The organism is Gaetbulibacter sp. M235 (genome assembly GCF_043876835.1).
Lineage (GTDB): Bacteria > Bacteroidota > Bacteroidia > Flavobacteriales > Flavobacteriaceae > Yeosuana.
The window spans coordinates 123950-146978 of sequence record NZ_JBAWJZ010000006.1 but is presented as its reverse complement, the minus strand read 5'-3'; the positions used below and the strand labels follow the sequence as shown (position 1 = coordinate 146978).

The 23029-nt window shown below is 32.0% G+C and carries 23 protein-coding genes; 17 read left to right on the top strand and 6 right to left on the bottom strand.

The window, feature by feature from the left end:
- Nucleotides 1-43: 43 nt before the first annotated feature.
- A complete protein-coding gene (locus tag V8G69_RS11300) occupies nucleotides 44-562 on the bottom strand; it encodes a DinB family protein (RefSeq protein ID WP_394882042.1) in 519 nt (172 codons plus the stop codon).
- A gap of 11 nt (nucleotides 563-573) precedes the next feature.
- Nucleotides 574-2340 (bottom strand): ABC transporter ATP-binding protein, encoded by a 1767-nt coding sequence (locus V8G69_RS11295; protein ID WP_394882041.1) that lies wholly within the window; start codon nucleotides 2338-2340, stop codon nucleotides 574-576.
- Between the two features lie 403 nt (nucleotides 2341-2743).
- Between V8G69_RS11295 and V8G69_RS11290 the strand changes: the two genes are divergently transcribed.
- The 7 genes from V8G69_RS11290 to V8G69_RS11260 all read left to right on the top strand — a co-directional run bounded on the left by V8G69_RS11290 (nucleotide 2744) and on the right by V8G69_RS11260 (nucleotide 8156).
- A complete protein-coding gene (locus V8G69_RS11290) occupies nucleotides 2744-4114 on the top strand; it encodes a hypothetical protein (protein ID WP_394882039.1) in 1371 nt (456 codons plus the stop codon).
- 11 nt (nucleotides 4115-4125) lie between these two features.
- A complete protein-coding gene (locus V8G69_RS11285) occupies nucleotides 4126-4515 on the top strand; it encodes a hypothetical protein (RefSeq protein WP_394882038.1) in 390 nt (129 codons plus the stop codon).
- Between the two features lies 1 nt (nucleotide 4516).
- Entirely contained in the window at nucleotides 4517-4879 is a 363-nt protein-coding gene (locus tag V8G69_RS11280) for a hypothetical protein (protein WP_394882037.1), read from the top strand.
- Between the two features lie 267 nt (nucleotides 4880-5146).
- Nucleotides 5147-5629 (top strand): cupin domain-containing protein, encoded by a 483-nt coding sequence (locus tag V8G69_RS11275; protein ID WP_394882036.1) that lies wholly within the window; start codon nucleotides 5147-5149, stop codon nucleotides 5627-5629.
- A 39-nt stretch (nucleotides 5630-5668) separates the two neighbouring features.
- The gene (locus V8G69_RS11270; RefSeq protein ID WP_394882035.1) at nucleotides 5669-6124 is read left to right on the top strand and encodes an anthrone oxygenase family protein; all 456 of its coding nucleotides are present in this window, start codon (nucleotides 5669-5671) and stop codon (nucleotides 6122-6124) included.
- 393 nt (nucleotides 6125-6517) lie between these two features.
- Nucleotides 6518-7141 carry a CatB-related O-acetyltransferase gene (locus tag V8G69_RS11265; protein ID WP_394882033.1) on the top strand — a complete coding sequence of 208 codons (624 nt, stop codon included), beginning with the start codon at nucleotides 6518-6520 and terminating at the stop codon, nucleotides 7139-7141.
- 148 nt (nucleotides 7142-7289) lie between these two features.
- On the top strand, nucleotides 7290-8156 hold the full coding sequence (locus V8G69_RS11260; protein WP_394882032.1) for an AraC family transcriptional regulator: 867 nt from the start codon (nucleotides 7290-7292) through the stop codon (nucleotides 8154-8156).
- A gap of 51 nt (nucleotides 8157-8207) precedes the next feature.
- Here V8G69_RS11260 and V8G69_RS11255 read toward each other — a convergent pair whose 3' ends face one another.
- The gene (locus V8G69_RS11255) at nucleotides 8208-8576 is read right to left on the bottom strand and encodes a rhodanese-like domain-containing protein (RefSeq protein ID WP_394882031.1); all 369 of its coding nucleotides are present in this window, start codon (nucleotides 8574-8576) and stop codon (nucleotides 8208-8210) included.
- Nucleotides 8577-8579: 3 nt separating this feature from the next.
- Nucleotides 8580-8948: a DsrE family protein gene (locus V8G69_RS11250; protein WP_394882029.1), complete on the bottom strand. Its 369-nt coding sequence runs from the start codon at nucleotides 8946-8948 to the stop codon at nucleotides 8580-8582.
- A gap of 311 nt (nucleotides 8949-9259) precedes the next feature.
- Between V8G69_RS11250 and V8G69_RS11245 the strand changes: the two genes are divergently transcribed.
- The 8 genes from V8G69_RS11245 to V8G69_RS11210 all read left to right on the top strand — a co-directional run bounded on the left by V8G69_RS11245 (nucleotide 9260) and on the right by V8G69_RS11210 (nucleotide 16975).
- Nucleotides 9260-10174: a hypothetical protein gene (locus V8G69_RS11245; protein WP_394882028.1), complete on the top strand. Its 915-nt coding sequence runs from the start codon at nucleotides 9260-9262 to the stop codon at nucleotides 10172-10174.
- 147 nt (nucleotides 10175-10321) lie between these two features.
- Entirely contained in the window at nucleotides 10322-11053 is a 732-nt protein-coding gene (locus V8G69_RS11240) for a hypothetical protein (RefSeq protein WP_394882027.1), read from the top strand.
- A 343-nt stretch (nucleotides 11054-11396) separates the two neighbouring features.
- Complete coding sequence (locus tag V8G69_RS11235) at nucleotides 11397-11915, top strand: DUF2975 domain-containing protein (RefSeq protein WP_394882025.1); 519 nt, start codon at nucleotides 11397-11399, stop codon at nucleotides 11913-11915.
- A gap of 2 nt (nucleotides 11916-11917) precedes the next feature.
- Nucleotides 11918-12124, top strand: a complete 207-nt coding sequence (locus tag V8G69_RS11230) for a helix-turn-helix domain-containing protein (protein WP_394882024.1) — start codon at nucleotides 11918-11920, stop codon at nucleotides 12122-12124.
- Nucleotides 12125-12217: 93 nt separating this feature from the next.
- Complete coding sequence (locus V8G69_RS11225; protein ID WP_394882023.1) at nucleotides 12218-13093, top strand: ABC transporter ATP-binding protein; 876 nt, start codon at nucleotides 12218-12220, stop codon at nucleotides 13091-13093.
- Between the two features lie 64 nt (nucleotides 13094-13157).
- Complete coding sequence (locus V8G69_RS11220; RefSeq protein WP_394882022.1) at nucleotides 13158-16280, top strand: M1 family aminopeptidase; 3123 nt, start codon at nucleotides 13158-13160, stop codon at nucleotides 16278-16280.
- Between the two features lie 138 nt (nucleotides 16281-16418).
- Nucleotides 16419-16607 carry a hypothetical protein gene (locus tag V8G69_RS11215; protein WP_394882021.1) on the top strand — a complete coding sequence of 63 codons (189 nt, stop codon included), beginning with the start codon at nucleotides 16419-16421 and terminating at the stop codon, nucleotides 16605-16607.
- A 26-nt stretch (nucleotides 16608-16633) separates the two neighbouring features.
- A complete protein-coding gene (locus tag V8G69_RS11210) occupies nucleotides 16634-16975 on the top strand; it encodes a hypothetical protein (RefSeq protein WP_394882020.1) in 342 nt (113 codons plus the stop codon).
- A 230-nt stretch (nucleotides 16976-17205) separates the two neighbouring features.
- On the opposite strand, the gene V8G69_RS11205 is transcribed toward V8G69_RS11210, so the two are convergent.
- Nucleotides 17206-18213 (bottom strand): NAD(P)-dependent alcohol dehydrogenase, encoded by a 1008-nt coding sequence (locus V8G69_RS11205; RefSeq protein ID WP_394882018.1) that lies wholly within the window; start codon nucleotides 18211-18213, stop codon nucleotides 17206-17208.
- A 285-nt stretch (nucleotides 18214-18498) separates the two neighbouring features.
- On the opposite strand from V8G69_RS11205, the gene V8G69_RS11200 reads away from it, so the two are divergent.
- Together V8G69_RS11200 and V8G69_RS11195 are read left to right on the top strand one after the other, a co-directional pair.
- Complete coding sequence (locus V8G69_RS11200; protein WP_394882017.1) at nucleotides 18499-20406, top strand: DUF294 nucleotidyltransferase-like domain-containing protein; 1908 nt, start codon at nucleotides 18499-18501, stop codon at nucleotides 20404-20406.
- 1 nt (nucleotide 20407) lies between these two features.
- Nucleotides 20408-21073, top strand: coding sequence for a PolC-type DNA polymerase III (locus V8G69_RS11195; RefSeq protein WP_394882016.1), 666 nt, complete (start codon nucleotides 20408-20410; stop codon nucleotides 21071-21073).
- A 47-nt stretch (nucleotides 21074-21120) separates the two neighbouring features.
- Here V8G69_RS11195 and acs read toward each other — a convergent pair whose 3' ends face one another.
- Nucleotides 21121-23028, bottom strand: coding sequence for an acetate--CoA ligase (gene acs / locus V8G69_RS11190; RefSeq protein ID WP_394882014.1), 1908 nt, complete (start codon nucleotides 23026-23028; stop codon nucleotides 21121-21123).
- Nucleotide 23029: the final 1 nt, after the last annotated feature.

The following is a 23029-nucleotide window of genomic DNA, read 5'->3' as shown; positions in this document are numbered from 1 at the left end:
CGTTTTTCGATTTACTTTTTCGCGCGCTTTCTCTTATTAGCTTTTAAAGATATCTTTCTTTTATAATTTTCATATGCCAAAGCTCATGACCCAATACTATAAATGCTGCCGCTCTTGCAGATAAATTATTTCCACTGGCATTTCCAATAAAATTTAAATCATTTTCATTTAAGCTTTTTAATAAGATGATTGAATTTTGTCTTACCATTTGATATTCTTCCAAAAGCGCTTCCAATGTTTTTTTGTTTGCTTGAGATGGCTCTATATAATCGTTTTGCTCAAAACCAGATAGCGGTGTTCTATCATGTCTGGCAATTCGCAAACAGCGATACATAAAAATACGTTCGGTATCTATAATGTGCTGAAAAAGTTCCTTAACGGTCCATTTATTTTCTTCATATCTATATTCAAGCTTATCATTGGATAACGATTTAAAAAAGTCTAAAGCGTTTTGTTGTCCTGAATAATACCCTTCAATTAATTCCAAGTTTGCCGGTACCAAAGCTAAATATGATTTATAATAAGGTCCGTATTCTGTTGTTTTTAAATCTTTTGTTGTCATATTTAAAAATTTTAAATTTTAGCCTGATAGGTGTATAAATCGTAATAACGCCCTTGTAAAGCGATCAATTCATCATGGGTGCCTCTTTCAATAATATGTCCAGCTTCAACCACTAAAATCTGGTCTGCTTTTCTAATAGTACTCAATCGGTGAGCAATCACAATGGTGGTTCTGTTTTTCATCAGTTCAGCTAAACTTTTCTGAATCAAAGCTTCACTTTCTGTATCTAAATTTGAGGTTGCTTCATCTAAGATAATAATTTTTGGGTTTGCTAAAATGGCTCGGGCAATGGCCAATCTCTGACGTTGCCCTCCCGATAATTTCACTCCTCGCTCCCCTATTAAGGTATCTAAACCATCATCAAATCTGTCTGTAAATTCGTTTACATAAGCAGCTTTTACGGCACTTTGCAAATCTTCCTCACTGGCATCTGGTCTTGGAAACATAATGTTTTCCCTTATAGTGCCTTCAAACAAAAACTCATCTTGCAAAACAACGCCTAAATATTGTCGATACGTAGTTAATTTCACTTTTGATAAATCTTGATTATCAATGGTTACTGTTCCCGATTTTGGTGTTAAAAAAGTAGCCGATAATCCTGCAATAGTTGATTTCCCTGAACCCGAACTCCCTACCAAAGCCGTTACCGAACCTGCCGGTGCTTTAAAGCTAATGTTATGCAATACCTGTTTACCAGCTTCATAAGAAAAAGACACATCGTTAAATTCTATATCGCCTTTAATGGTTTGCAAAGCAATGGTTCTGGCTTCATTATCTTCTTCGGCAGTCATATTCATAAGTTCCTCGGTTCTATCCAATCCGGCAAATGCTTCCGTAAGCTGACTGCCAATATTGCTCATTTGTACAATAGGTGCAATCATAAAACCAAGTAACAATGTAAAGGACAAGAAATCTCCAACCGTTAAATCGCCTGTCATAATCTTATAGCCACCAATGCCCATAATACCCGTTGATGCGATTCCAAGCAAAAACGTTGAAGAACTTGTCATAAAAGCCGTAGCTGTTAAGCTTTTCTTTACATTCTGGAACAGTCTTTCAACACCTTTTTCAAAGGTTTTATTTTCCTGCTCTTCGGCATTAAAGGCTTTAATAACACGCACACCAGCCAAGGTTTCGGTTAATCTGCCGGTAACTTCTGCATTAATTTTTCCCCGAACTCTAAAAATGGGCCTGATATATCCAAAGGCTTTCAATGCAATAAATCCAAAAATGGCCACTGGCACAAGGACAAATAAAGTCATTGACGGACTTATCCTAATCAGCAATACCAAAGAAATAACTGCTGTAATGGTACCACCAACCATTTGCACCAACCCGGTACCTATTAAGTTACGCACGCCTTCCACATCGCTCATAATACGCGATACCAAACCACCAGATTTGGTATTATCGAAAAAACTGATGGGTAATGACAATACTTTTTTTTGAACCTGGGCACGTAATTCTGATATAAGATATTGTGCCTGCACGCTTAAAATTCGGGTTAATAAAAATGAAGTAACTGCCTGAACTAAAATAGCTAAACCAACAATTAACAATAAACTTTTAAGCTGGTCGTAATCTTTGTTTGGAATAACATCGTCTAACAAAGCTTTACTTTTCCAGGGCAATACCAAGCTCGACAATCTGCTTAAAACAATTAGAATTAAACCAATAAAAACCAGATTTCGCCTTGGCCAAATAATAGTTTTAAAGGCCGTTGCCATGGTTACTTTAGACTTTGTTTTATTTGAATCGGTATTTTTAAGATGTTGCATGAGATGTTTTAATGAATAAGAATAGTCTGCTAAATTAACTATTCTTTACAACGATTTTTTATAAATATACAGAATCTTATTAAAGACTTATAGACCTCAACTTAATTTACGAACCCGTGACACATATTAACACACATTGCCACAAATTGACACAAGCGCCTAAAAAAGCAGAGGTTTTGTTCGAGTTTTGTTCGGGTTTTGTTCAGCTACGGTTTTGGTGTATTTTTTTTAGATGGGGCTTTGGCCGAACAAAGGATGGTTGAATGCAAAATAAAACCCAAATAACCCTTAGTTATTATAAAAATGTTTGCTTTTTGTAAGTATATATTTACTATATTAGTGTTATAGTATGGATATAGGCAATTGTCTATATCCTATTGTTGTGCGTAACCAAAAAAACTGAATGGTAATAATAAGACCAAGACTAAATGATTACCATAACCTTCCTTTTTTACAAGAGGAAGTTGATTTTGCAATTCCTTTTCTTGATGAAGACATTCCATTATATGTTGACCCTTTTCTAATGTGGAAAATCAATTCTCAACAAGATAATTCTTTACATACTTCAATAGTCAATTCTTTCAATCAATTAGGACACTTATTTGTAAAGGGTAATGAACAACAAGCTAAAGAAATCCTAATTGAGTTATCAGAGTGTAATGAAATTGGTTTGGGAAATTCAAAAACAAGACAAGGAAAAAAAATAGGTACAAAAACGGCTGAAGATATATTAACTCTTTTCAAATCTGTTCCTCAAATTAATAAGCAAGGTTTTCAACATTTTGAGGAAATACAATTATTAGTTGATAATGTATCGAAGGATAGAGTAAGCGATATTAGCTGTTGTCTTATCAAGTCTTTTTTAGTTGATTTCACTATAGATCAATGTCAAAAACATAAAATTCCCATTGAAAAATGTACAATACCAATTTACGATTACAAAACTCAAAAGTTAAAAATTGAGGAAACCTATCTTCCTCTAAATCCAGAAAACGGACAACCAATAATTTTGACACCGAAAAGATGGTTAAAATTTGTTCCTTGGATTAATTATGAGGATTACTTTAATAATTATTACATAAAAGATATAGAGAAAGAGTATGATGGTAAATTAAATCGAGTACAAATTCTTGATTTTAATAGAAATAATTATGACTTGGTTAGTTCCTACATTTCTTTAAAAGAACAAGACAATAAGAATTTAACTAACGACCCGCTTTTCACTCAAATTCCAGTTTTATCTGTCAAAAGGAAACAGAGTACAATATTAAAGTTACCGACAGGAAAAACAAACAATGCTGATATGAAGTATGAGGATTTGATGGTACAAATCATGTCTTCTTTGCTGTATCCTCATTTAGATTTTGCAAAGGAGCAAAGTAGGATCGATTCAGGAACTCAAATAAGGGATTTGATTTTTTATAATAATAGGTCTTTTGACTTTTTAGCTGATATTTATGATACTTATGAATCAAGACAGTTGGTAATTGAATTAAAGAATGTAAAAGAAGTAAAGAGAGAACATATAAACCAGTTAAACAGATATTTAACAGAACAATTTGGTCGGTTTGGAATTATTTTTACACGGAATAAAGTTCCAAAAAGTATTTTCAAAAACACTATTGACTTATGGGCTGGTCAAAGAAGATGTATTTTGGTTTTAGATGATTCAGACTTACAATTAATGTGTGAAGTTTATGAAAGTAAACAACGGCTTCCGATAGAAGTTATAAAAAGGAAATATATAGAATTTACAAGAAGTTGCCCTGCGTAAAAAAATGAAAAATGACTAAACAAGAAGTAGATACTTTTGAAAAGCAGCAAGCACAATTACAAGGTTTACATAATGAAATAAGTGTTTTATCAAGAAAATCACAAAATGACGCTTTAAATAAATTCAAACTTAAGTTCGTTAATCAAATTTTGGTTGATGCAAATATATTGCTTGGAGATGATTATAAACCATTTAATGACTTTGAGGTATTTGAAGATGATGATATGCCAACAAATAGTGATGTCGCTATGATGTTAACTCAATATCTTAATTGTTTTGAAAAATTAAGGTCAGATAATGTTAAAAAAGAAGATAGTTACCCACAACATTGGTTTTGGGTTATTGACGGAAAGTTATCTGATATTAGAACAGTCACACCTAAAATTATTAAAGAAAAATAAAATGAGTAAAAAGAAATTTCCAACCAAAGGTAAACCGACAAAAGCAAATGCAGAACAATTTGACATGTTATCTCCAATTTTAAATTCGGTGTATGAAGAGATTAAAGAATTGTCGAAGAAAAAACAAGACGGTGTACTTAATGAACTCAAGGTAAAAATGACTAACCGAATATTGAGTAAAGTCCAAACAATAATGAAAGATGACCCAACTGTAGAGTTTCTTGACTTACTTGATGAAGAAAGTTTACCAACGAATAGTGACGCTGTATTGATTATTGCACAATTTCAAGCAGCTATGACGCAATATCACGACAAACATTATGGATGGGATGGAATTGAGCACGGTTGGAGTACAAGCGACTAAAAAGGCTACGCACAACATTGGCTATAAACAATTGGGGTGAAAGTCATAAAACTAAAGCATTAACATAAAATACAGGTCTGTGCTAAACTGAAAAGTTAGAGCGTAAAATCCCCAACTGCTCATAGCCGAGACCGTTAGCAGCAATATCATGCTACTGCAAATTTGAACAAAGGCAAAACAATAATTATGAAACGAGGAAAATTTTTTTTAACTCTGATTGCTCTTTTTCCTTTGAGTATTTTAGCCAAAATCAAAACCAACATTTTTATGAGACCGAAAAAAGGATTTAAAGTAGCGGCTGGTGAAGCCAGATTTGGTAAACACTATAGAATGAAAGGAGTCACCCTAAATAACTTAGACATTAAAATTTCAGGGGCTGACACTGAAAGCTATTTAGCTGTTTTTGAGCAAACGGGACTTACTCCAAATGGAGGGCCTCCATTACATATTCACCCTTTCCAGGACGAATGGTTTTATGTTATTGAAGGAGAGTATTTATTCCAAGTTGGTGATGACAAACATAAAATGAAATCGGGAGACACGATTTTTCTTCCAAGAAATGTTCAGCATGCTTTCGTTCAGCTGACAGATAAAGGAAAAATGATAGTTTCCTATTTACCAGCTGGAAAAATGGAAGCATTCTTTAAGGCTACAAACCAATGGATTTCACCTCCTACGAAAGAAGAAGTTGCAAAAGTTTTTGCAGACCATGATATGAAAGTTGTTGGGGCACCTTTGAAAGCAGAATAAATTATTAATTGTGAATACTTCCACCATTAAATCAATTATATGACAAAAAACATCATTCGATTCCTCAACATTATTATGGCAGCGTTGGTGGCTGGAACAATATTTGGAATATGGGTTGGCTATAACCCAAAGGATTTATCGGCGCCAACATTTATTGAGCAACAACAAAGCGCAATAAATGCCTTAAATACACTGATGCCGATTCTTGGGCTTATTACTATTCTATTAACATTAACTTCCGCTCTCCTTCATAAAAATGAAAAACGTGCTTTCTTAATCCTGCTGATAGCAACTATTTTTTTAGTTCTTAGCGGTCTAACAACCAAATTTGGAAATCAACCGATTAACAGTATTGTAATGACCTGGAATATGAATAGCCCTCCGAATAATTGGATGGAACTAAGAAATAATTGGTGGTTTTATCATGAAGTAAGGACCTTGAGCGCTTTTATAGGCCTTTGTCTCATTGTATGGACAAGCATGAAAAATGATTAAAAACTACTGCTAACACCGTAAATAAAAAATTGCTAGTTTTTAGCTTACTTACGAAAATCCTCTCGGATGAACCATACTTATGTGATTTTTTAATAAATTAGTTCTCAAACCATGCAACGAAACCATACACAAACCGTTGGCAGCAAGCAAAAAAAAAACGAGCATTATCAATATGAATTCACAATCTGATTTTGAAATTAGCAAAGGCCAAAAAATGGCTAAAGAACAAGTTTAAAAATTTGGGGTTTCTAAAAGTATCTATCTGAGAAATAATAACGATAAAAATTAAAAAACAAAAGGTTAACAACTGTATAAAAAAATTGCTGGTTTTATACTAAACCAAAGTTAGTTGCAATACTGACTCCATAATAAACTTAACAGAATAAAAACTATATGACAGGTCCAAATAAAGACATAAAATTTCCACTTGACAATTACGACAGACTTTGCTTTTTAAAGAATATCATCAAAAACCCTAACATTATTGTTGGAGATTATACGTATTATGACGATTCCGAAAATGTAGAAAATTTTGAAAAAAATGTAAAATATCATTTTGACTTTGTAGGTGACAAACTCATTATTGGTAAGTTTTGTATGATTGCATCTGACGTAAAATTTATAATGAATGGAGCAAATCATTTGACAAATTCTCTAACAACTTATCCTTTTGCTATTTTTGGAAATGGGTGGGAAAATGCAATGGAAGGAAAATCGTATCCCAAAAAAGGAGACATAAATATTGGTAATGACGTTTGGATTGGCTACAACGCAACAATTATGGCTGGAATAAATATTGGAGACGGAGCCATTATTGCTGCAAATTCGACGGTAATTAAAGATGTTGAGCCTTATACTATTGTTGGTGGAAATCCTGCAAAGGAAATCAAAAAACGATTTTCAGAAGATGTAATTACAAAACTATTAGAATTAAAATGGTGGAATTGGGATATTGATAAAATCACAAAGAAAATTCAGAACTTAACAGACTATAAAATTGAAAAATTGATTGAATAAAAAACGAACGTACAACAATAGCTACAAGTAATTGCTTGTTCTTGTCTATTTATAAAAAGCAGATTTAATTATAGTAAAGGCATCATTTATCGTTTTGTACTTGATTTAATATAATTTATTAAATTTGAATAATAAGGATTTAATATTTATGTTCGATTCGTATAAACACTTTTTGGAAACTCCAGGTTATAACAAAATAATTGGAGATGATTATTTAATAGTGGAGTTTAAATGCCCTATTAAAGAAGAACTTTTTATGGCATGGTCAGAATGTCATAGTGTTGTATATGTATTAAGTGGTAAAAAAAAATGGATTACTCCGGCAGCTGAATACCTAGTAAAAGAAAATCAATCTATATTTGTAAGAAAAGGAGCTTTTAAAAACCAACAGTATTTTGAAGAAGGTTTTTGTGTGCTAATGTTTTTTATGAAAGACAGCTTTATTAAAAAATGTGTTGAAGAAGATATCTCTAGAGAAATCATAGCTCTCAAAAAAATAAACCACCCAGATTTTGTTTATCCAATTAATGTTTCAGAAAGTTTAAATGCATTATATAATTCTTTTTTTTCATATTTAAAAAAAGATGAAAAAATTCCGCAAAAAATTCTAGAGTTAAAATTCAGAGAAATGCTTTTAAATATCTGTACAGATCGTACTAATTCAGATATTAAAAACGTGTTTTATACATTGTCTCAAAATGTAAATGGCACTATTGAGAGAATAATGGAAGAACATTTTATGTATAATTTAAAAGTTGATGAATTTGCTAGATTATGTGGCAAAAGTATATCTTCATTTAAAAGAGAATTTAATAAGCTATACAATATATCCCCTGGAAAATGGTTACTCGCCAAAAGGTTACATATGGCTCGTAACCTGATTCTAAATACAGACTTTACAATTCAACAAATATGTTACGATTGTGGTTTCGAAAGTGATTCGCACTTTATTAGATCATTTAAAAATCAATTTAACATGACTCCTAACCAATGGAGAAATTCAAAAAAAACCTAAAATCCATTAAATTAAAGAGGGCCATTAATTAACCCTCTTTAATAATCTCCTTTATTCGTTTTCATTGCCTGTTTTGTTCTTATATTTTAACCAAGCTGAATGACCACCTTCTAAATTATATACATTTTTAACGCCTTTTTCTTGTGCTTTCATAGCTGCCATGTAAGACATGACGCCTCCAGTACAACAGAATAAAATGGAATTATCATTGTTAAAAACCGTGTTATCCTCTTCAATAAATTTATCAATTGAATCAAATGGAACATTAATTGCACCAGGTATACTTCCTTGTGTTTCAATTCCTTTAGGATTCCTAACATCAATAATTGTATAACTTTTTTCAGCTATAATAGCATCTAAACTATCAACAGTTATTTGCCCAATAACTTCTTTATACGTTCTTCCTTTTTGTGCGATCATAAATTAAAGTGATATTACCTCTGCTCCTTCTAAAATTAATTGATGTAAAGCTCCAGAGCCAATCAATTCAACTTCATCAATTAAGTTGTCAACTGAATAGCCTCTAACTTCAGCACAAGGAGGACAAACCATGATTCTGCACTTGTTATTTACAACGGCATCAATCATTTGTTTCATTGTTGGGTCTTTAGGATTTAAATGAACATTATCTGCAGCTCCTTTTCTTACCCAATCAACTCCCGAACTAACTAAAAAAATACTTACATCTAATCCAGATTTAATACCTCCATTTGCAATGCTCCAAGCTACAGATGATCTTTCGTCATCTAAACCGTAACTTATTAATACTACCACTTTCTTTTTTGTACTCATAATTTAATTTATTAGAATGATTAATAATTATTTTGATATGGCAAATGTATGAGTGATTAAAAAATCCAAATTGATTAAAAAGTTCAAAAAACAGACTTGAAGGTTCAATAGTAGAAAAAGGCAAAAAAACTTTAAAATATTAGAAATAAAAGTAAGCCTACTTACTAAAATTGCACAGCCAGTTTACTGCACTCGTGTCTATTCGGTTTTATTTACTAAATTAGGTGCTTAACCACGCAACTAATAATATAAACCAGTTAGCGACAAGTTTGACCCAAACTGAACACGTTTAAACTTTATATCAACAGGCAATGAAACCAATTGAAAACCACAGCAAATCAATACTTATAGGCTTATGTATTTTGCTATTTGTGCATTTATCTAAAATACATGCTCAATCTTTTGAAAATCTGAATCATTTGGCAGGGCATAATACAAATACTTACTTTAGTAAAGATTCAAAAGAGCAGGCTGAAATAATGGCTATACGTTGTGATAGTGTAATATCATTTTATAAATCACTTATTAATTTTAAGCCTTCAGTTACTTTATTAGTGTTATCACCAGCCGATTGGAATAAATATACCAACTTTCCTGTTTACGGAATGCCACATTATAATGATTCTCAAACGCTAATTGTCGCTTCTGATGACAATGCCTTTTGGAAAAGCTTTATTCCACCATTAGACAAATTACCGTCTGAGCTTACTCAAGAAATTTCAAATACATATTCCGACAAAAACCATTCATTGACAATGCGGAGCTTTTTTGACCTATTGGCTATTCACGAATTAGGACATGCTTTTCATAGCCAAGGCGAACTTACTATGCAACGTAAATGGATGGGAGAATTATTTGCAAATATTCTTCTTCATACCTACATAGCAGAAAAGGAGCCTGAGTTGTTACCAGCCTTAACAATTTTCCCAAAAATGGTCGTGTCGTCTGCAAATAAGGAAGAATTAAAATACACAACCCTAGAACAACTGGAGTCCAATTACGACGTAATCGGCCAACAATATCCCAATAACTATGGATGGTATCAATGCCGATGGCATATGGCTGCAGGAAACATATATGATGTAGGCGGAATTACCGCATTCCAGAACCTTTGGCAAGAATTAAAAAGTCAAAAAAATCTATTAGACGATTCTGCACTTGCCACATTATTGGCAGAGAAAGTTCATCAAAGTGTTGCTGATGTACTATTAAAGTGGAATGAATAAAAGCCAGCTTCTAGCACCGTATATAATTCATTCTTCTGACTTTCCTATCGGAAAATCCTCGCATTCCCTTAATTTGTTTCTTTTTTATCTCTTTTGTCTTAATTTACGTAACGAAATTCAACACAATCACATTACTAAACATTATTAATGAAAACTCTGATTTTACTATTTAGTTTAACATTTACCATTAGTTATTCACAAAAACTATATGATTTTGATTATATAATGGAATATGATGCAATGATACGTTACGAAAAGCCAGTCAAAATTAGGAAACAAGGTTATAAAGTTTCTGAGCGAAATGTGAAAGGATATTTTTTAATTAATTCAAAACAGAACGAATATTATGCGGTTATCACTGAAGAAGATAGTTTAAATTATAACCTCGTTTTTCAAGACCACAAAAGAAAACTTATTTCAAAGGCTGTAGTCTTAAAATCAAATTTAAATGACGCTGATTTGATTAATATGAATTGTAGGGATATTAGAGGATTAGCAGATCCCTTAAGTATTAATCACTTAAAGAAAGATGATTTTGATCTTGTCAAATTAAAAGATACATTAATTAATAATGTGTCTTTTAATCATTATAAATACAGTTATAGTAATTCAAAAAAAAGAAAAAGAAAAAAAATTGGAACTACTTATTTAATTATAGATAAATCATCAAATTTCAATTTACCTCTTTTCAGAAATCTTAACCTATATGAAAAATGGATATTAAATAAAAAGACACCAATGGGATTAATAAAAGAAATATATTATACCGATTATTTCGGAAAATTAAGATATACTGAAAAACTAATTGATTTTATAAAAACTGGTAAGAAAATTTATATTCCAAAAAGCTGTGGTTTAACAGAAATAATTATTGAGTAAATAAAACGTTTTGTAACACCGTGTAAAAATAATTGCTTGGTTCTAGCCTACTTCTAAAAATCCTACCGACAATGAAAAATCTAACGGAATGAAATTGAGAGCGTATTAAATCGTCTCGAAGTTTCGTGATTAAAGCACAAAACATTTTAATAAAATCTGACGTAAAAAAAGTACTATTGGAAGAAAAAAAGACACGCTTCTAAAAAATCACCCAAAAATATCTTCTAAAAAAGTTTGTCAAAAAAATCAATACTTCACCCGAAATAATAATTATTTTGATAAATAATTATTGTAATACGATAATTATTTGTTTATTTGCAGTAATAAATTAAAATTTTGTCAGATGAAGAATGTCAAACTCATTTCTACAATTTTATTCTATATCACAAGAATAGTAACCATATCATATATTTTGGTTACAGTTTATTCACTCTTTTCAGTACTGACCGAATGGGGTTACATCAACCAAGATAACGGAAAAAACTTTGCTGTCTGTTATCCCTTTACCAAGACACCATTTTTACTTGGCGAGAACAATTGGGGCTACAAAATTTTTAATCTCCTAATTCCACTTGGTCTTTACAGTGTTTTCTTTTTGTTGGTAAGCAATGTCTTTAATGTTTTTAAGCAACCCAAATTGTTTACCGAATATGGGATAAAACAATTAAAATGGTTTTGTTTGGCAAATATATTCGTTCCATCATTAGCCATTCTATTAGCCTATGTTTTTGCTGGTAATATAGAAGAAGGATTGGAATGGGTTGCTGTAATTCACTTTTTTCTGGGTGTGTTTGCTTATTTCTTATATGCCATTTTTAAGCAAGGCGTCAATTTACAGAATGAACAAGATTTATACATATAGTTATGGCAATAGTAATAAACATAGACGTTATGCTTGCCAAACGAAAAATGCAAAGCAAAGAATTGGCGGAAATTCTAAACATTACACCTGCTAATTTATCTATACTAAAAACGGGAAAAGCCAAAGGGTTTCGGTTTGATACTTTAGAAGCTATTTGCAAAGCATTGGAATGTCAACCAGGCGACATTATGGAGTATGTAGAAGAATAAAATCCAAATCAATTATATCTATTAAATACCAACTACTTAAAGGAAGTTGACAAATAATACTATGTCTAAATATTATAATGAATCAATCAAAAGATGAACAGTTTAAAAATCAAAAATCTCACAAAAACGTATGCCAATGGTATGAAAGCATTGGGCAATATTACGCTTGAAATAGAAAATGGAATGTTTGGCCTATTGGGACCAAATGGTGCAGGCAAATCTACCTTAATGAAAACCATAGTTGGCTTGCAACAACCCGATAATGGTTCAATTTTATTCAATGGTGAAGACATTGTTAAAAATCCGGCATTCATCAAAAAACAATTGGGCTATTTACCTCAAGATTTAGGTGTTTATCAAAATATTTCGGCTTATGACCTGCTCAATCACTTGGCCATTTTAAAAGGATTGAATGATAAAGGGGCTCGAAAAGAACAAATATTGGCACTGCTCGAAAAAACTAATCTATTTGAACAAAAAAACAAAGCCGTTAGTACTTTCAGTGGCGGAATGCGTCAGCGATTTGGCGTTGCCCAAGCACTTTTAGGCAGTCCAAAGATTATTATTGTAGATGAACCAACAGCTGGTTTAGACCCCGAAGAACGAAACCGCTTCAACAATTTGTTAAGTGAAATTGGCGAAAACATCATAGTCATTCTATCTACACACTTGGTCGAGGATGTTAGAAATCTTTGTACACAAATGGCAATTATCAACAAAGGAGAATTACTGTTAACTGGTAACCCCGAACAATTTATTGCCGAAATTAATGGCAAAGTTTGGAAGAAGTACATTGATAAAAATAAACTTCTTGAATATCAAAATCAGTATAAGATTATTTCTACCCAATTGCAAGCTGGCAAATTAAGTATTAAAGTTTTTGACAATGAAAATCCGCTTAATGGATTTACACAAACGGAAGCCGATTTAGAAGATGTTTATTTCACCACATTACAAAAACCACAATAAGATGTTACGTCATTTAATTTTTTTCGAATGGAAATTTTATAGTCGTAAGATTTCATTTTATGTCATGCTATTGTCATTTCTTGGGTTTGGCATTTTGGTTGGAACTTCTGCGGGTATTGCATTTCCAAACATCAAATATAATTCTCCTTATGCCATCAATTTCATATTGGGGTTGTTTTCTTTGGCAAGCCTTTTTCCTATTGTAATCATGGCTTCTCAAAGTTTATTGAGGGAACAAGACAATCACTTTGAACAGATACTTTATGCAACACCAATTACCATCAGAAACTATTTTGTGAGTCGATTTTTATTGGTTTTTGGAATGGCTGTATTTACATTCCTGCTATTTATAATTGGCTATATGCTTGGGCATTTTATAAAAATGGACAACAGCGAAAAATGGGGGATTTTTCATTTTAATTATTATCTGAATTCCTTTTTGATAATCGTGCTGCCCAATATCTTTTTATGTACCGTTATAGTTTGTTGCACCGCCTGGTTTAGCAAAAATAAAATGCTTATTTCTTTAAGTGGATTGGGCATTTATGTGCTGTATATGGTAGTTTCCATTTTTTCAAATTCGCCATTATTTGCTGGTGCTTCTCCTGTTTCAGATAATGCAATGAGCATATCGTCAAAGTTAGACCCATTCGGCATGGTCGCTTTTTTTGAACAAACCCAATATTGGACGGCATTACAAAAAAACACAATGGTTTTGCAACTATCAGAAAATTTGTTGTTCAACAGAATTGCAATTATTTTATTGGCTCTTACCATTTTTTATACTGTATATAAACGCTTCCAATTCAAAAATTCAAACAAACCAAAAAAGAAAGTTGAAACCATCAACGAATTAATAGACAGAAAATATGTTTATACTAAAACGATAACAAAATCAAACGGAAAAAAATATTTCATCTCAACAATTGTGTCTTTTTTAAAAATAGATTTAAAATCAACCATAAAAAGTATTCCTTTTGTTTTACTAGTTGCCATAACCCTATTTATAGTTGGCATGGAAATGTACGGAGCAATCGTAGGAGGTATCCGATTGCCACAATATTTTGTTACTACAACTTTAATGATTAATACAATTCTCGCAACAATTCCTTCCATTTTGTTGTTGGCAATGCTTTTTTATGGAAGTGAATTGGTTTGGAAAAGTAAAAGTGTCAATTTTTTATCTATCGAAAATTCAACACCCTATTCAAACTCGGCTTTGTTCATTTCAAAATTTGGTATGGTATCTATCATTTCGTTGATTTTGATATTTTTTAGTATTGTTTTAGGTGTGCTGTTTCAGGCTATTTTTCAATATCCAATCATAGATTGGAGTGCTTATTTGTCTTTATTCTATTTCATTGGTTTGCCTGCATCGCTTTGTGGCCTTGTTATTATTACTTTTCAATACATTCTAAAAAACAAATACATTGCCCTTTCTGTTTGTGCCGTCTTTTTGGTTTTGACAAATTCTTCTTTGGGAAAAGCATTTGGATTTAAACATCCTCTACTCCGCTTTGCCAATTTTTTGCCCGATGCTTTTAGCGATATAAATGGTCTTGGATATTACCCAAAAGTATTTTCAGTTACTATGTTGTACAGTTTGTCTTTTGCAATACTACTTTCTGTTTTGGCTATTCTTTTTTTGAACAAATCGGTTTTGAAAACAAAACGGAAATCATTTACTATTTTGATTTTACCTTTTATAGTAATGCTACTATCTGGCATTTATATGATGACCAAAAGTGGTGGTGTTTCCAAAGAAATTCTGATGAACTGGCAACAGCATTATGAAGAAAAATATAACTCCTATAAAAACAAACCTCAACCCAGTATTACCGATGTAAAAACCAGCATCGATTTATTTCCCGAGGAGAATAGTTATAAAGTTGAAGGAACATACATTCTGGTCAACAAAACACAAGAAGAAATTTCAGAAGTTTTAATCAATACATCAAATGAAATCACTTGGAATTTTATAACTTCATCACAATTAACTTTAGTAAAAAAAGATGAAGAATTTGGGCAATATCTATTCAAGACAAAACAAAAATTGTTAGCCAATGACAGTATTTCAATTGGCTTTAAATTTGAATATAAAATAGAACCTTCAAAAGGCCATCAATCATTTAATGCCATTGTAGAAAATGGTGCTTTTATGCGCATTAGCAATTATTTTCCATCTGTTGGTTATAACTTTGACAATGAAATTGAAGATGAATTAGAGCGAAAGAAACGAGAATTGCCATTACAGGAGTCACTTACAAAAGTAGATACGCCGTTGGCAAATCCATACAATTATGAATTTATAAATCTTGATGCTGTTGTTTCAACTTCGATTAACCAAACGGCAATTTCAGTTGGAGAATTGGTAAATAACTATTCAAAGAGCAACCGAAATTATTTTCATTATAGAACCCATAATATTCCGTTCCGATTTGCAGTTTCATCAGCAAAATATGCCATTCAAAAATTGAACTATCATGATATTGCCATAGAAATATTTTACGACCCCAAACACCATCAAAATATTTCACATTTAATCAACAGCATCAAAAAAACATTGCAGTATTGTGAAACACATTTTAGGGAATACCCTTACAAAACCATTCGCTTTGCCGAAATAAGTTCTTTTACGAGAGGTTTTGCTGCAACAGCTTATCCTGCAACCATTTTTATCAATGAAACACAATTTCATTTAAACTTATCGCAAGGTGAAGGTCACGATATTATCAATGAATTGGCAGGACACGAATTGTCACATCAATGGTGGGGTAATGCACAGCTAAACCCCGACTATAGAGAAGGTAGCGGTGTGCTTACTGAAACACTAGCTCAATACACACAATTAATGCTCTACAAAAACGAATATGGTATAGAAAAAATGTTAGAAATGGTCAGGCTTCATCAAAACATGTATGATAGTGAAAAAGCTTTTAGTGGCGAAGAGCCTTTATATAAATCAAATCCAAATAACACCAATACCATATATAACAAGGGTCTGGTAAAAATGTATGAATTGTATTTGTTGATTGGCGAAGAGAAAATTAATTTGGCTTTAAAAAGTTTATTGACCAAACATAAATTCCCGTTACAGCCTGCAACAACCATAGACTTGATTAAAGAATTGAAAATGTTTACCAAAAAAGAGAATTATACGAAGATGGATGACATATTTAAGAATTGAAATGATGTCAGAATCAGGTCTGATGTGAAAAACATAACATGCGGAAAGGAAAAACGACACACAACAATGATATAAAAATTTGCTAGTGCAATCCAACTTATAAAACGAAACTACACAAAAAACACTTTATAATATATTATGAGAAAAACTATAATATTAATTTTGATAGTTTTGGCTACTGTTCAAGCAAAAGCTCAATTAATAAAAGAAAAAACTGTTGATATTTCAATAGGTTACGGATTGAGTGCTCCTTATGATGATATAGATGTAGTTGGCTCTGGATTTTATTTACTAGGCGAATATGTGCTTGACCTTCCAAATGGATAGACATAAGGTCATATGCTGGACTGATTTTGACAAAATCAAACGGAAAAGACTTAAACGAAAACCCTACTATTTACAAAGTAACTTCAAATGCATTTTTAATTGGAGGAAAAGCCAGAGTTGCCATACCAATTCCTTGGGTTGCTCCATATTTTGAAGTTGGAGTTGGTGCCTCAATAGGTTCATTTGAAACTTTTACACCATTTGCTGATATAAATAAAAGTGGATTAATTCTACATATCCCTTTCTCTCTAGGATTGGAATTAGGACGCAAACATAACTTTGATATTGGCCTTCTGTATTATTTTCAACCAAGTGTGGAACAGTTTTCTGGTGCAGTAGCCTTTGGAGTTTCTATTCCTTTAAATTAAAATTTGATATGTTTATATAAGTAATTGAATATCTTATTTTTTATAAATATTAAAACAAAAAACACTCTAAAAAGAGTGTTTTTTAACTTTTAAAAAGAAACAAAACTAAGTTCGCTTGGCTTTTTTAGCAATTTTTGCAGCTTTCTTTTCCTTTGGACTTAAGACAGCTTCTTTTTTTACGGTTTTCTTAGCGTCGTGTGACTTTGCCATATCGAATAAAATTAAATTAATTAAGCTTTAAGTACAATTCTAAAACGAGCTTTTCCTTCTTCTAAGTGTTGCATCGCTTTATTTACATCTTCCATTTTAAATTCTTCAACTGTAGGATAAATATTGTGCCGTACACAAAATTCCAACATTTTACGGGTTAATGCAATACTGCCTAACGGACTTCCGCCAACAGATTTTTCGCCCATAATCATACTAAATGCAGGAATAGCCATAGGTTCTAAAACAGCACCAACCGTATGCAATTTACCTTGTGGTGCTAAAGTAGTTAAAAAGGAGTTCCAATCTAAAGTTACATTTGTGGTGTTTAATATAAAATTTAATGAGCCAGCAATACCTTGCAACGCATCAGGATTTATAGAATCTACTACATGATGTGCACCCATTTTTAATATTTCGTCTTTCTTATTGGGGTTTGAACTAAAAGCTGTAACCTCGCAACCCCAAGCTTTTAAAAACTTAATAGCCATATGCCCCAAACCTCCAACACCAATCACCCCTACTTTATCGGTTGGTTGCACACCTGATAAAACTATTGGGTTAAACACGGTAATACCTCCACAAAATAAGGGTCCTGCTTTTGACATATCCAATCCTTTAGGCAATAAAGTAACCCACGACCAATGCCCTCTTACTGCATCTGCAAAACCACCGTGGCGTCCAACTATAGTGCCTTCTGCACTACCACATAAATGTTGATTTCCATCCATACATTGGTTACAATGCATACATGATGCAGAATACCAGCCCATACCCACTTTATCGCCTATTTTAAGGCCTTTAACCTCGCTGCCTAAAGCAATGACTTCCCCAACTATTTCATGTCCAGGAACTAACGGATATTGTGTCATGCCCCAATCATTATTAATCATACTTAAATCTGAATGGCAAACTCCACAATAGTGCACCTTAATATCTACTTCTTCATTACCAATATTTGGCAATTCATATTGAAATTTTTCTAGTTTTGCTCCAGCCTGGTTTGTAGCATAAGCGTTTATTTTTAACATAATAGCTTTTGTTTTTTACAGTCATAAGGTATAAAAAAATGACATACTACTTGTAAAAAAGACGTTAAAATTCTTTTAAACAAAAAAGCATATTTCAAGTTTTTACTACATAAAAAACTAAAATTCATAAAAACATTTGATGTTAATAATACAATCATATATTGAAGGTGAATTGCTGTTAGACTTTAAAATAGTTTAAACCTCAACTTAGAAAACTATATTTATTTAGCACAAAACATGATATAATTCATAGTTAGTACATCTATTTTTATCTAAATTGGTTGCATGAATACTATTGCTGAGCGTATTTACGATTTTCTAAAGGGTTTTCCTCCTTTTAGCATGCTTATACCAGATAATTTATTATCAATATGCAAGTCTATTGAGGTTCATTACATTGAAAAGGATAGTTTTCTTTTTAAGGCAAATGAACCAGTAAAAGATAAATTTTATGTTGTGAAAGATGGTGATATTGGATTGTTCACTGCAACCAATGACCTCATTGATGAATGTGATGAAGGTGATATTTTTGGCTTGAGAGCTTTAATGCGTCAAGGAATTTATTTATTAAGTGCAAAAGCCATTGAAGAAAGTATTGTTTATAGTATTTCATCAACTCTATTTGAAGATTATATAGCTTCTAATACAGAAGCCAGTAAGTACTTAATGTCAAATTTAGTTTCCAATTATCGAAAAACCAATGATGATAAACAAGAACATCATTTTTTAGGAATACCAAACCACACTGGTACTGTAATACAAGATTTTTTAGAAGAACAAACTGCTGATTATTCAAAAAACCCCATTACGTGTTCTCCGGAAAGCAGCATTAAAGAAGCTGCTGTTTTAATGACCGAAAAAAGAGTTGGTTCAGTTGTTATTACTCAAAAAAACAAACCGCTTGGTATTATAACAGATAAAGATATACGTACTAAAATTGCGACTGGGTTATTTTCTATTAATGAAAGTGTGACAAAAATAATGTCATCTCCAGTTATTGCTTATCCAAAAAATATTACGGTTGCAGAAGCGCAAATAGCGATGCTAAAACACAGAATCACACATTTGTGCATTACAAATGATGGCACAGTAAATTCTGAACTTACTGGAATTCTTTCTGAACATGATATTATAGTTATTAGGGAAAATAATGCTTCTGTATTAATTAAGGAAGTAAAACGGTCAAAATCAATTGAAGATTTAAAGCAAATACGATTACGAGCTCAAAATTTATTGAAACGCTATATTGATCAGCAAATTTCAATAACTTTTGCTTCAAAAATTATAACTGCCATAAACAATAGTATTACCAATAAAATAATTGAAAATGCCATTAAAAGCATGGAAAATCCTCCACCAACCACATTTGCTTGGTTAGCTATTGGAAGTCAGGGAAGAGAAGAACAATTATTATTAACAGATCAGGATAATGCTTTGGTTTTTGACGATGTTCCAAAAACTCAATTAAAGAAAACTAAAGACTATTTTTTAGCGCTTTCAAAAAAAATAAACAATGATTTGAATACCGTTGGGTTTGAATTCTGTCCGGCAAATATGATGGCTAGCAACCCTAAATGGTGCTTGTCTGTTTCTGAATGGAAACAACAATTTAAACGATGGATAACTTCACCCGATGAAGATAATTTGATGCTATGTACCATATTTTTTGATTTTGAGCTTGCTTTTGGAAATCATAATTTGGTTGATAAAATGGCTGAAGACATTTTTGAATCAATAAATTATCATCAAATATTTTTAAACCATTTAGGAGTAAATGCATTAAAAAATCCACCACCATTAAGCTTTTTTAGACAGTTTTTAGTTGAACAAAGTGGCGAACATAAAGACCAATTTGATATTAAGGCAAGAGCCATGATGCCTTTAGTGGATGCAGCAAGATTATTGATTCTTTCAAATAATGTAAAAGCGCATAACAATACGGTTTTAAGGTATGAAAAGCTTATTCAGCTTGAGCCTCAAAATAAAGAATTGTATAACGATTGTCTTTTGGCATTCAAAAATTTGCTTCGTTTTAGAACAGAACAAGGTTTAAAACATCAAGATTCTGGGCGATTTATAGATTTAAAATCACTTAGCAAAGCCAACCGATTGGAATTAAAAAACTGCTTTAAAGCTATCAAAGAAATACAGGAATTGATTTTAGTCCGTTTTAACCTTTCACAATTCTTATAATATGCCTTGGTTTAAAAAAAAAGAATATCCAGATTTTTGGAATACTTATTTAAATCACTTTAAAAATAAGCAAGATACCAATATTGAAACTATACGATTTGTTGTGTTTGATACTGAAACTACTGGTTTAAACATCAAAGAAGATAGAATTTTATCAATTGGTGCTATTGGCATTACAGAACATACTATTAAAATATCAGATAGCATTGAGTGTTATCTTAGTCAAGATGTTTTTAAAAATGATAGTGTAAAGATTCATGGTATTCTTAAAGAAGGAAATCGCACAAAAATTGAGGAAAAAGAAGCTATAAGGTTGTTTTTGAATTATATTGAAAACTCAGTATTAATTGCTCATCATACAGCTTTTGATATTGCCATGATAAACGCTTCTTTAAAGCGAATGGGTTTGCCAAAATTAAAGAATAGAGCTTTAGACTTGGGATACATCTATAAAAAAACTGACTTAGACAGATCAACAAAAAGTCATTTTAGTTTAGATGATTTAGCAAAACTGTTTAATATTCCGCAACATGACAGGCACACAGCTTCTGGTGATGCTTATATAACAGCTTTGCTTTTTTTGAAAATCTTATCTCATTTAAAACTCAAAAAGAAAATCACATTACATGAGTTAGAATCTCCAGTTTCAAGAATTGGATTGTTATAAAAAAAGCACCTTAAAAGGTGCTTTTTTTTATTTAATATTATTGATAATTATAAAGCATTATCAATAATTTCCTGAACAACTTCTGGGTTCAGTAATGTAGAAGTATCTCCTAAATTATTAAAATCTTTACAAGCTATTTTACGTAAAATACGTCGCATAATTTTTCCGCTACGTGTTTTTGGCAATCCACTTGTAAATTGAATTTTATCCAACTTAGCAATTGGCCCAATATGCTCTGTAATAATTTGATTAATCTCATTACGCACATTATCATGAACCCTTCCTTCCCCGGTTTCTTTCAAAATTACAAAACCGTATAAAGCATTTCCTTTAATATCGTGAGGGAAACCTACAATAGCAGATTCTGCTACCGCTGGATGCTCATTGATTGCATCTTCAATTGGAGCTGTACCTAAATTATGTCCTGAAACAATAATAACATCATCAACTCTACCTGTTATTCTGTAATATCCAACTTCATCACGCAAAGCGCCATCACCAGTAAAGTATTTATTTTCAAAAGCAGAGAAATAAGTGTCTTTATAACGCTGATGGTCTCCCCAAATAGTTCTGGCAATAGAAGGCCAAGGATACTTGATACACAACCTTCCATCTACTTGATTTCCTTTTAATTCTTCACCCGCTTCATCCATTAAAACCGGTTGAATCCCAGGAAAAGGTAATGTTGCATATGTTGGTTTTGTAGGTGTTACAAAAGGTATAGGAGAAATCATGATACCTCCCGTTTCAGTTTGCCACCAAGTATCAACAATTGGGCTTCTTTTCTTTCCGATTACGTCGTTATACCAATGCCAAGCTTCTTCATTGATAGGTTCACCAACCGAACCTAAAACTCTAAGTGATGTTAAATCTTGATCTTCTGCAAAAGAAATATTTTGTTTAGCTAATGCTCTAATAGCTGTTGGCGCTGTGTAAAACTGATTTATTTTATGCTTTTCAATGATTTGCCAAAAACGCCCAAAATCTGGATAATGTGGAACACCTTCAAACATAACAGTAGTTGCTCCATTTGCCAATGGTCCATAGACTATATAACTATGCCCAGTTATCCAACCTATATCTGCAGTACACCAATAAATATCTTCATCTTTATATTGAAATACATTTTTAAAAGTATAAGCTGTATAAACCATATAACCTGCGGTGGTATGCACCATGCCTTTAGGTTTTCCAGTTGAACCAGAAGTGTAAAGAATAAATAAAGGGTCTTCAGCATCCATTATTTCTGGATAACAATCATTAGAAGCGTTATCTAATAAAGGTTGAATCCAGATGTCTCTCCCTTCTTTCATGGTTACTTTTGAATTGGTCCTTTTAACCACCAACACCTTTTCAACACATGGGCAACGATCTAAAGCATCATCAACAATTCCTTTTAAATCAATGGATTTTGAACCTCGAAAAGAACCATCGGAAGCAATTACCAGCTTACATTCACTATCATTAATTCTTGTTGCTAATGCTGTGGAAGAAAACCCTGCAAATACTACTGAATGAATGGCTCCAATTCTAGCACATGCCAATAAAGAAATTGCCAATTCTGGAATCATTGGTAAATAAATACAAACTCGATCTCCTTTTTGAATTCCTTGAGACTTTAAAACGTTTGCCATTTTACAAACACGCTCGTAAAGTTGATTATAAGTAATATGTTGCGCTTCTTCATCTGGACTGTTAGGCTCAAAAATAATGGCTGTTTTATCTCCTTTTGTTCTTAAATGCCTGTCAATACAATTTTCGGTAATATTTAATTTTGCACCTTCAAACCATTTAATTTCTGGGATACTAAAATCCCATTTTAAAACATTGGTCCATTTTTTTCTCCACATAAAGTGCTCTTCAGCAACCTCAGCCCAAAAATTTTCAGGTTCTCTAACAGATTTTCTATATACTTGATAATATTCTTCTAAGTGTTTTATATGGTAATTACTCATA

Coding starts and splice junctions, on each gene's coding strand:
- V8G69_RS11280 (WP_394882037.1), top strand. CDS start 4,517: ATGAGTAAAAAGAAATTTCCAACCAAAGGTAAACCGACAAAAGCAAAT.
- V8G69_RS11195 (WP_394882016.1), top strand. CDS start 20,408: ATGCCTTGGTTTAAAAAAAAAGAATATCCAGATTTTTGGAATACTTAT.
- acs (WP_394882014.1), bottom strand. CDS start 23,028: ATGAGTAATTACCATATAAAACACTTAGAAGAATATTATCAAGTATAT.
- V8G69_RS11250 (WP_394882029.1), bottom strand. CDS start 8,948: ATGAGTACAAAAAAGAAAGTGGTAGTATTAATAAGTTACGGTTTAGAT.
- V8G69_RS11245 (WP_394882028.1), top strand. CDS start 9,260: ATGAAACCAATTGAAAACCACAGCAAATCAATACTTATAGGCTTATGT.
- V8G69_RS11205 (WP_394882018.1), bottom strand. CDS start 18,213: ATGTTAAAAATAAACGCTTATGCTACAAACCAGGCTGGAGCAAAACTA.
- V8G69_RS11270 (WP_394882035.1), top strand. CDS start 5,669: ATGACAAAAAACATCATTCGATTCCTCAACATTATTATGGCAGCGTTG.
- V8G69_RS11215 (WP_394882021.1), top strand. CDS start 16,419: ATGAGAAAAACTATAATATTAATTTTGATAGTTTTGGCTACTGTTCAA.
- V8G69_RS11230 (WP_394882024.1), top strand. CDS start 11,918: ATGGCAATAGTAATAAACATAGACGTTATGCTTGCCAAACGAAAAATG.
- V8G69_RS11265 (WP_394882033.1), top strand. CDS start 6,518: ATGACAGGTCCAAATAAAGACATAAAATTTCCACTTGACAATTACGAC.
- V8G69_RS11295 (WP_394882041.1), bottom strand. CDS start 2,340: ATGCAACATCTTAAAAATACCGATTCAAATAAAACAAAGTCTAAAGTA.
- V8G69_RS11285 (WP_394882038.1), top strand. CDS start 4,126: ATGACTAAACAAGAAGTAGATACTTTTGAAAAGCAGCAAGCACAATTA.
- V8G69_RS11235 (WP_394882025.1), top strand. CDS start 11,397: ATGAAGAATGTCAAACTCATTTCTACAATTTTATTCTATATCACAAGA.
- V8G69_RS11275 (WP_394882036.1), top strand. CDS start 5,147: ATGAGACCGAAAAAAGGATTTAAAGTAGCGGCTGGTGAAGCCAGATTT.
- V8G69_RS11200 (WP_394882017.1), top strand. CDS start 18,499: ATGAATACTATTGCTGAGCGTATTTACGATTTTCTAAAGGGTTTTCCT.
- V8G69_RS11225 (WP_394882023.1), top strand. CDS start 12,218: ATGAACAGTTTAAAAATCAAAAATCTCACAAAAACGTATGCCAATGGT.
- V8G69_RS11255 (WP_394882031.1), bottom strand. CDS start 8,576: ATGATCGCACAAAAAGGAAGAACGTATAAAGAAGTTATTGGGCAAATA.
- V8G69_RS11240 (WP_394882027.1), top strand. CDS start 10,322: ATGAAAACTCTGATTTTACTATTTAGTTTAACATTTACCATTAGTTAT.
- V8G69_RS11290 (WP_394882039.1), top strand. CDS start 2,744: ATGGTAATAATAAGACCAAGACTAAATGATTACCATAACCTTCCTTTT.
- V8G69_RS11260 (WP_394882032.1), top strand. CDS start 7,290: ATGTTCGATTCGTATAAACACTTTTTGGAAACTCCAGGTTATAACAAA.
- V8G69_RS11220 (WP_394882022.1), top strand. CDS start 13,158: ATGCTATTGTCATTTCTTGGGTTTGGCATTTTGGTTGGAACTTCTGCG.
- V8G69_RS11300 (WP_394882042.1), bottom strand. CDS start 562: ATGACAACAAAAGATTTAAAAACAACAGAATACGGACCTTATTATAAA.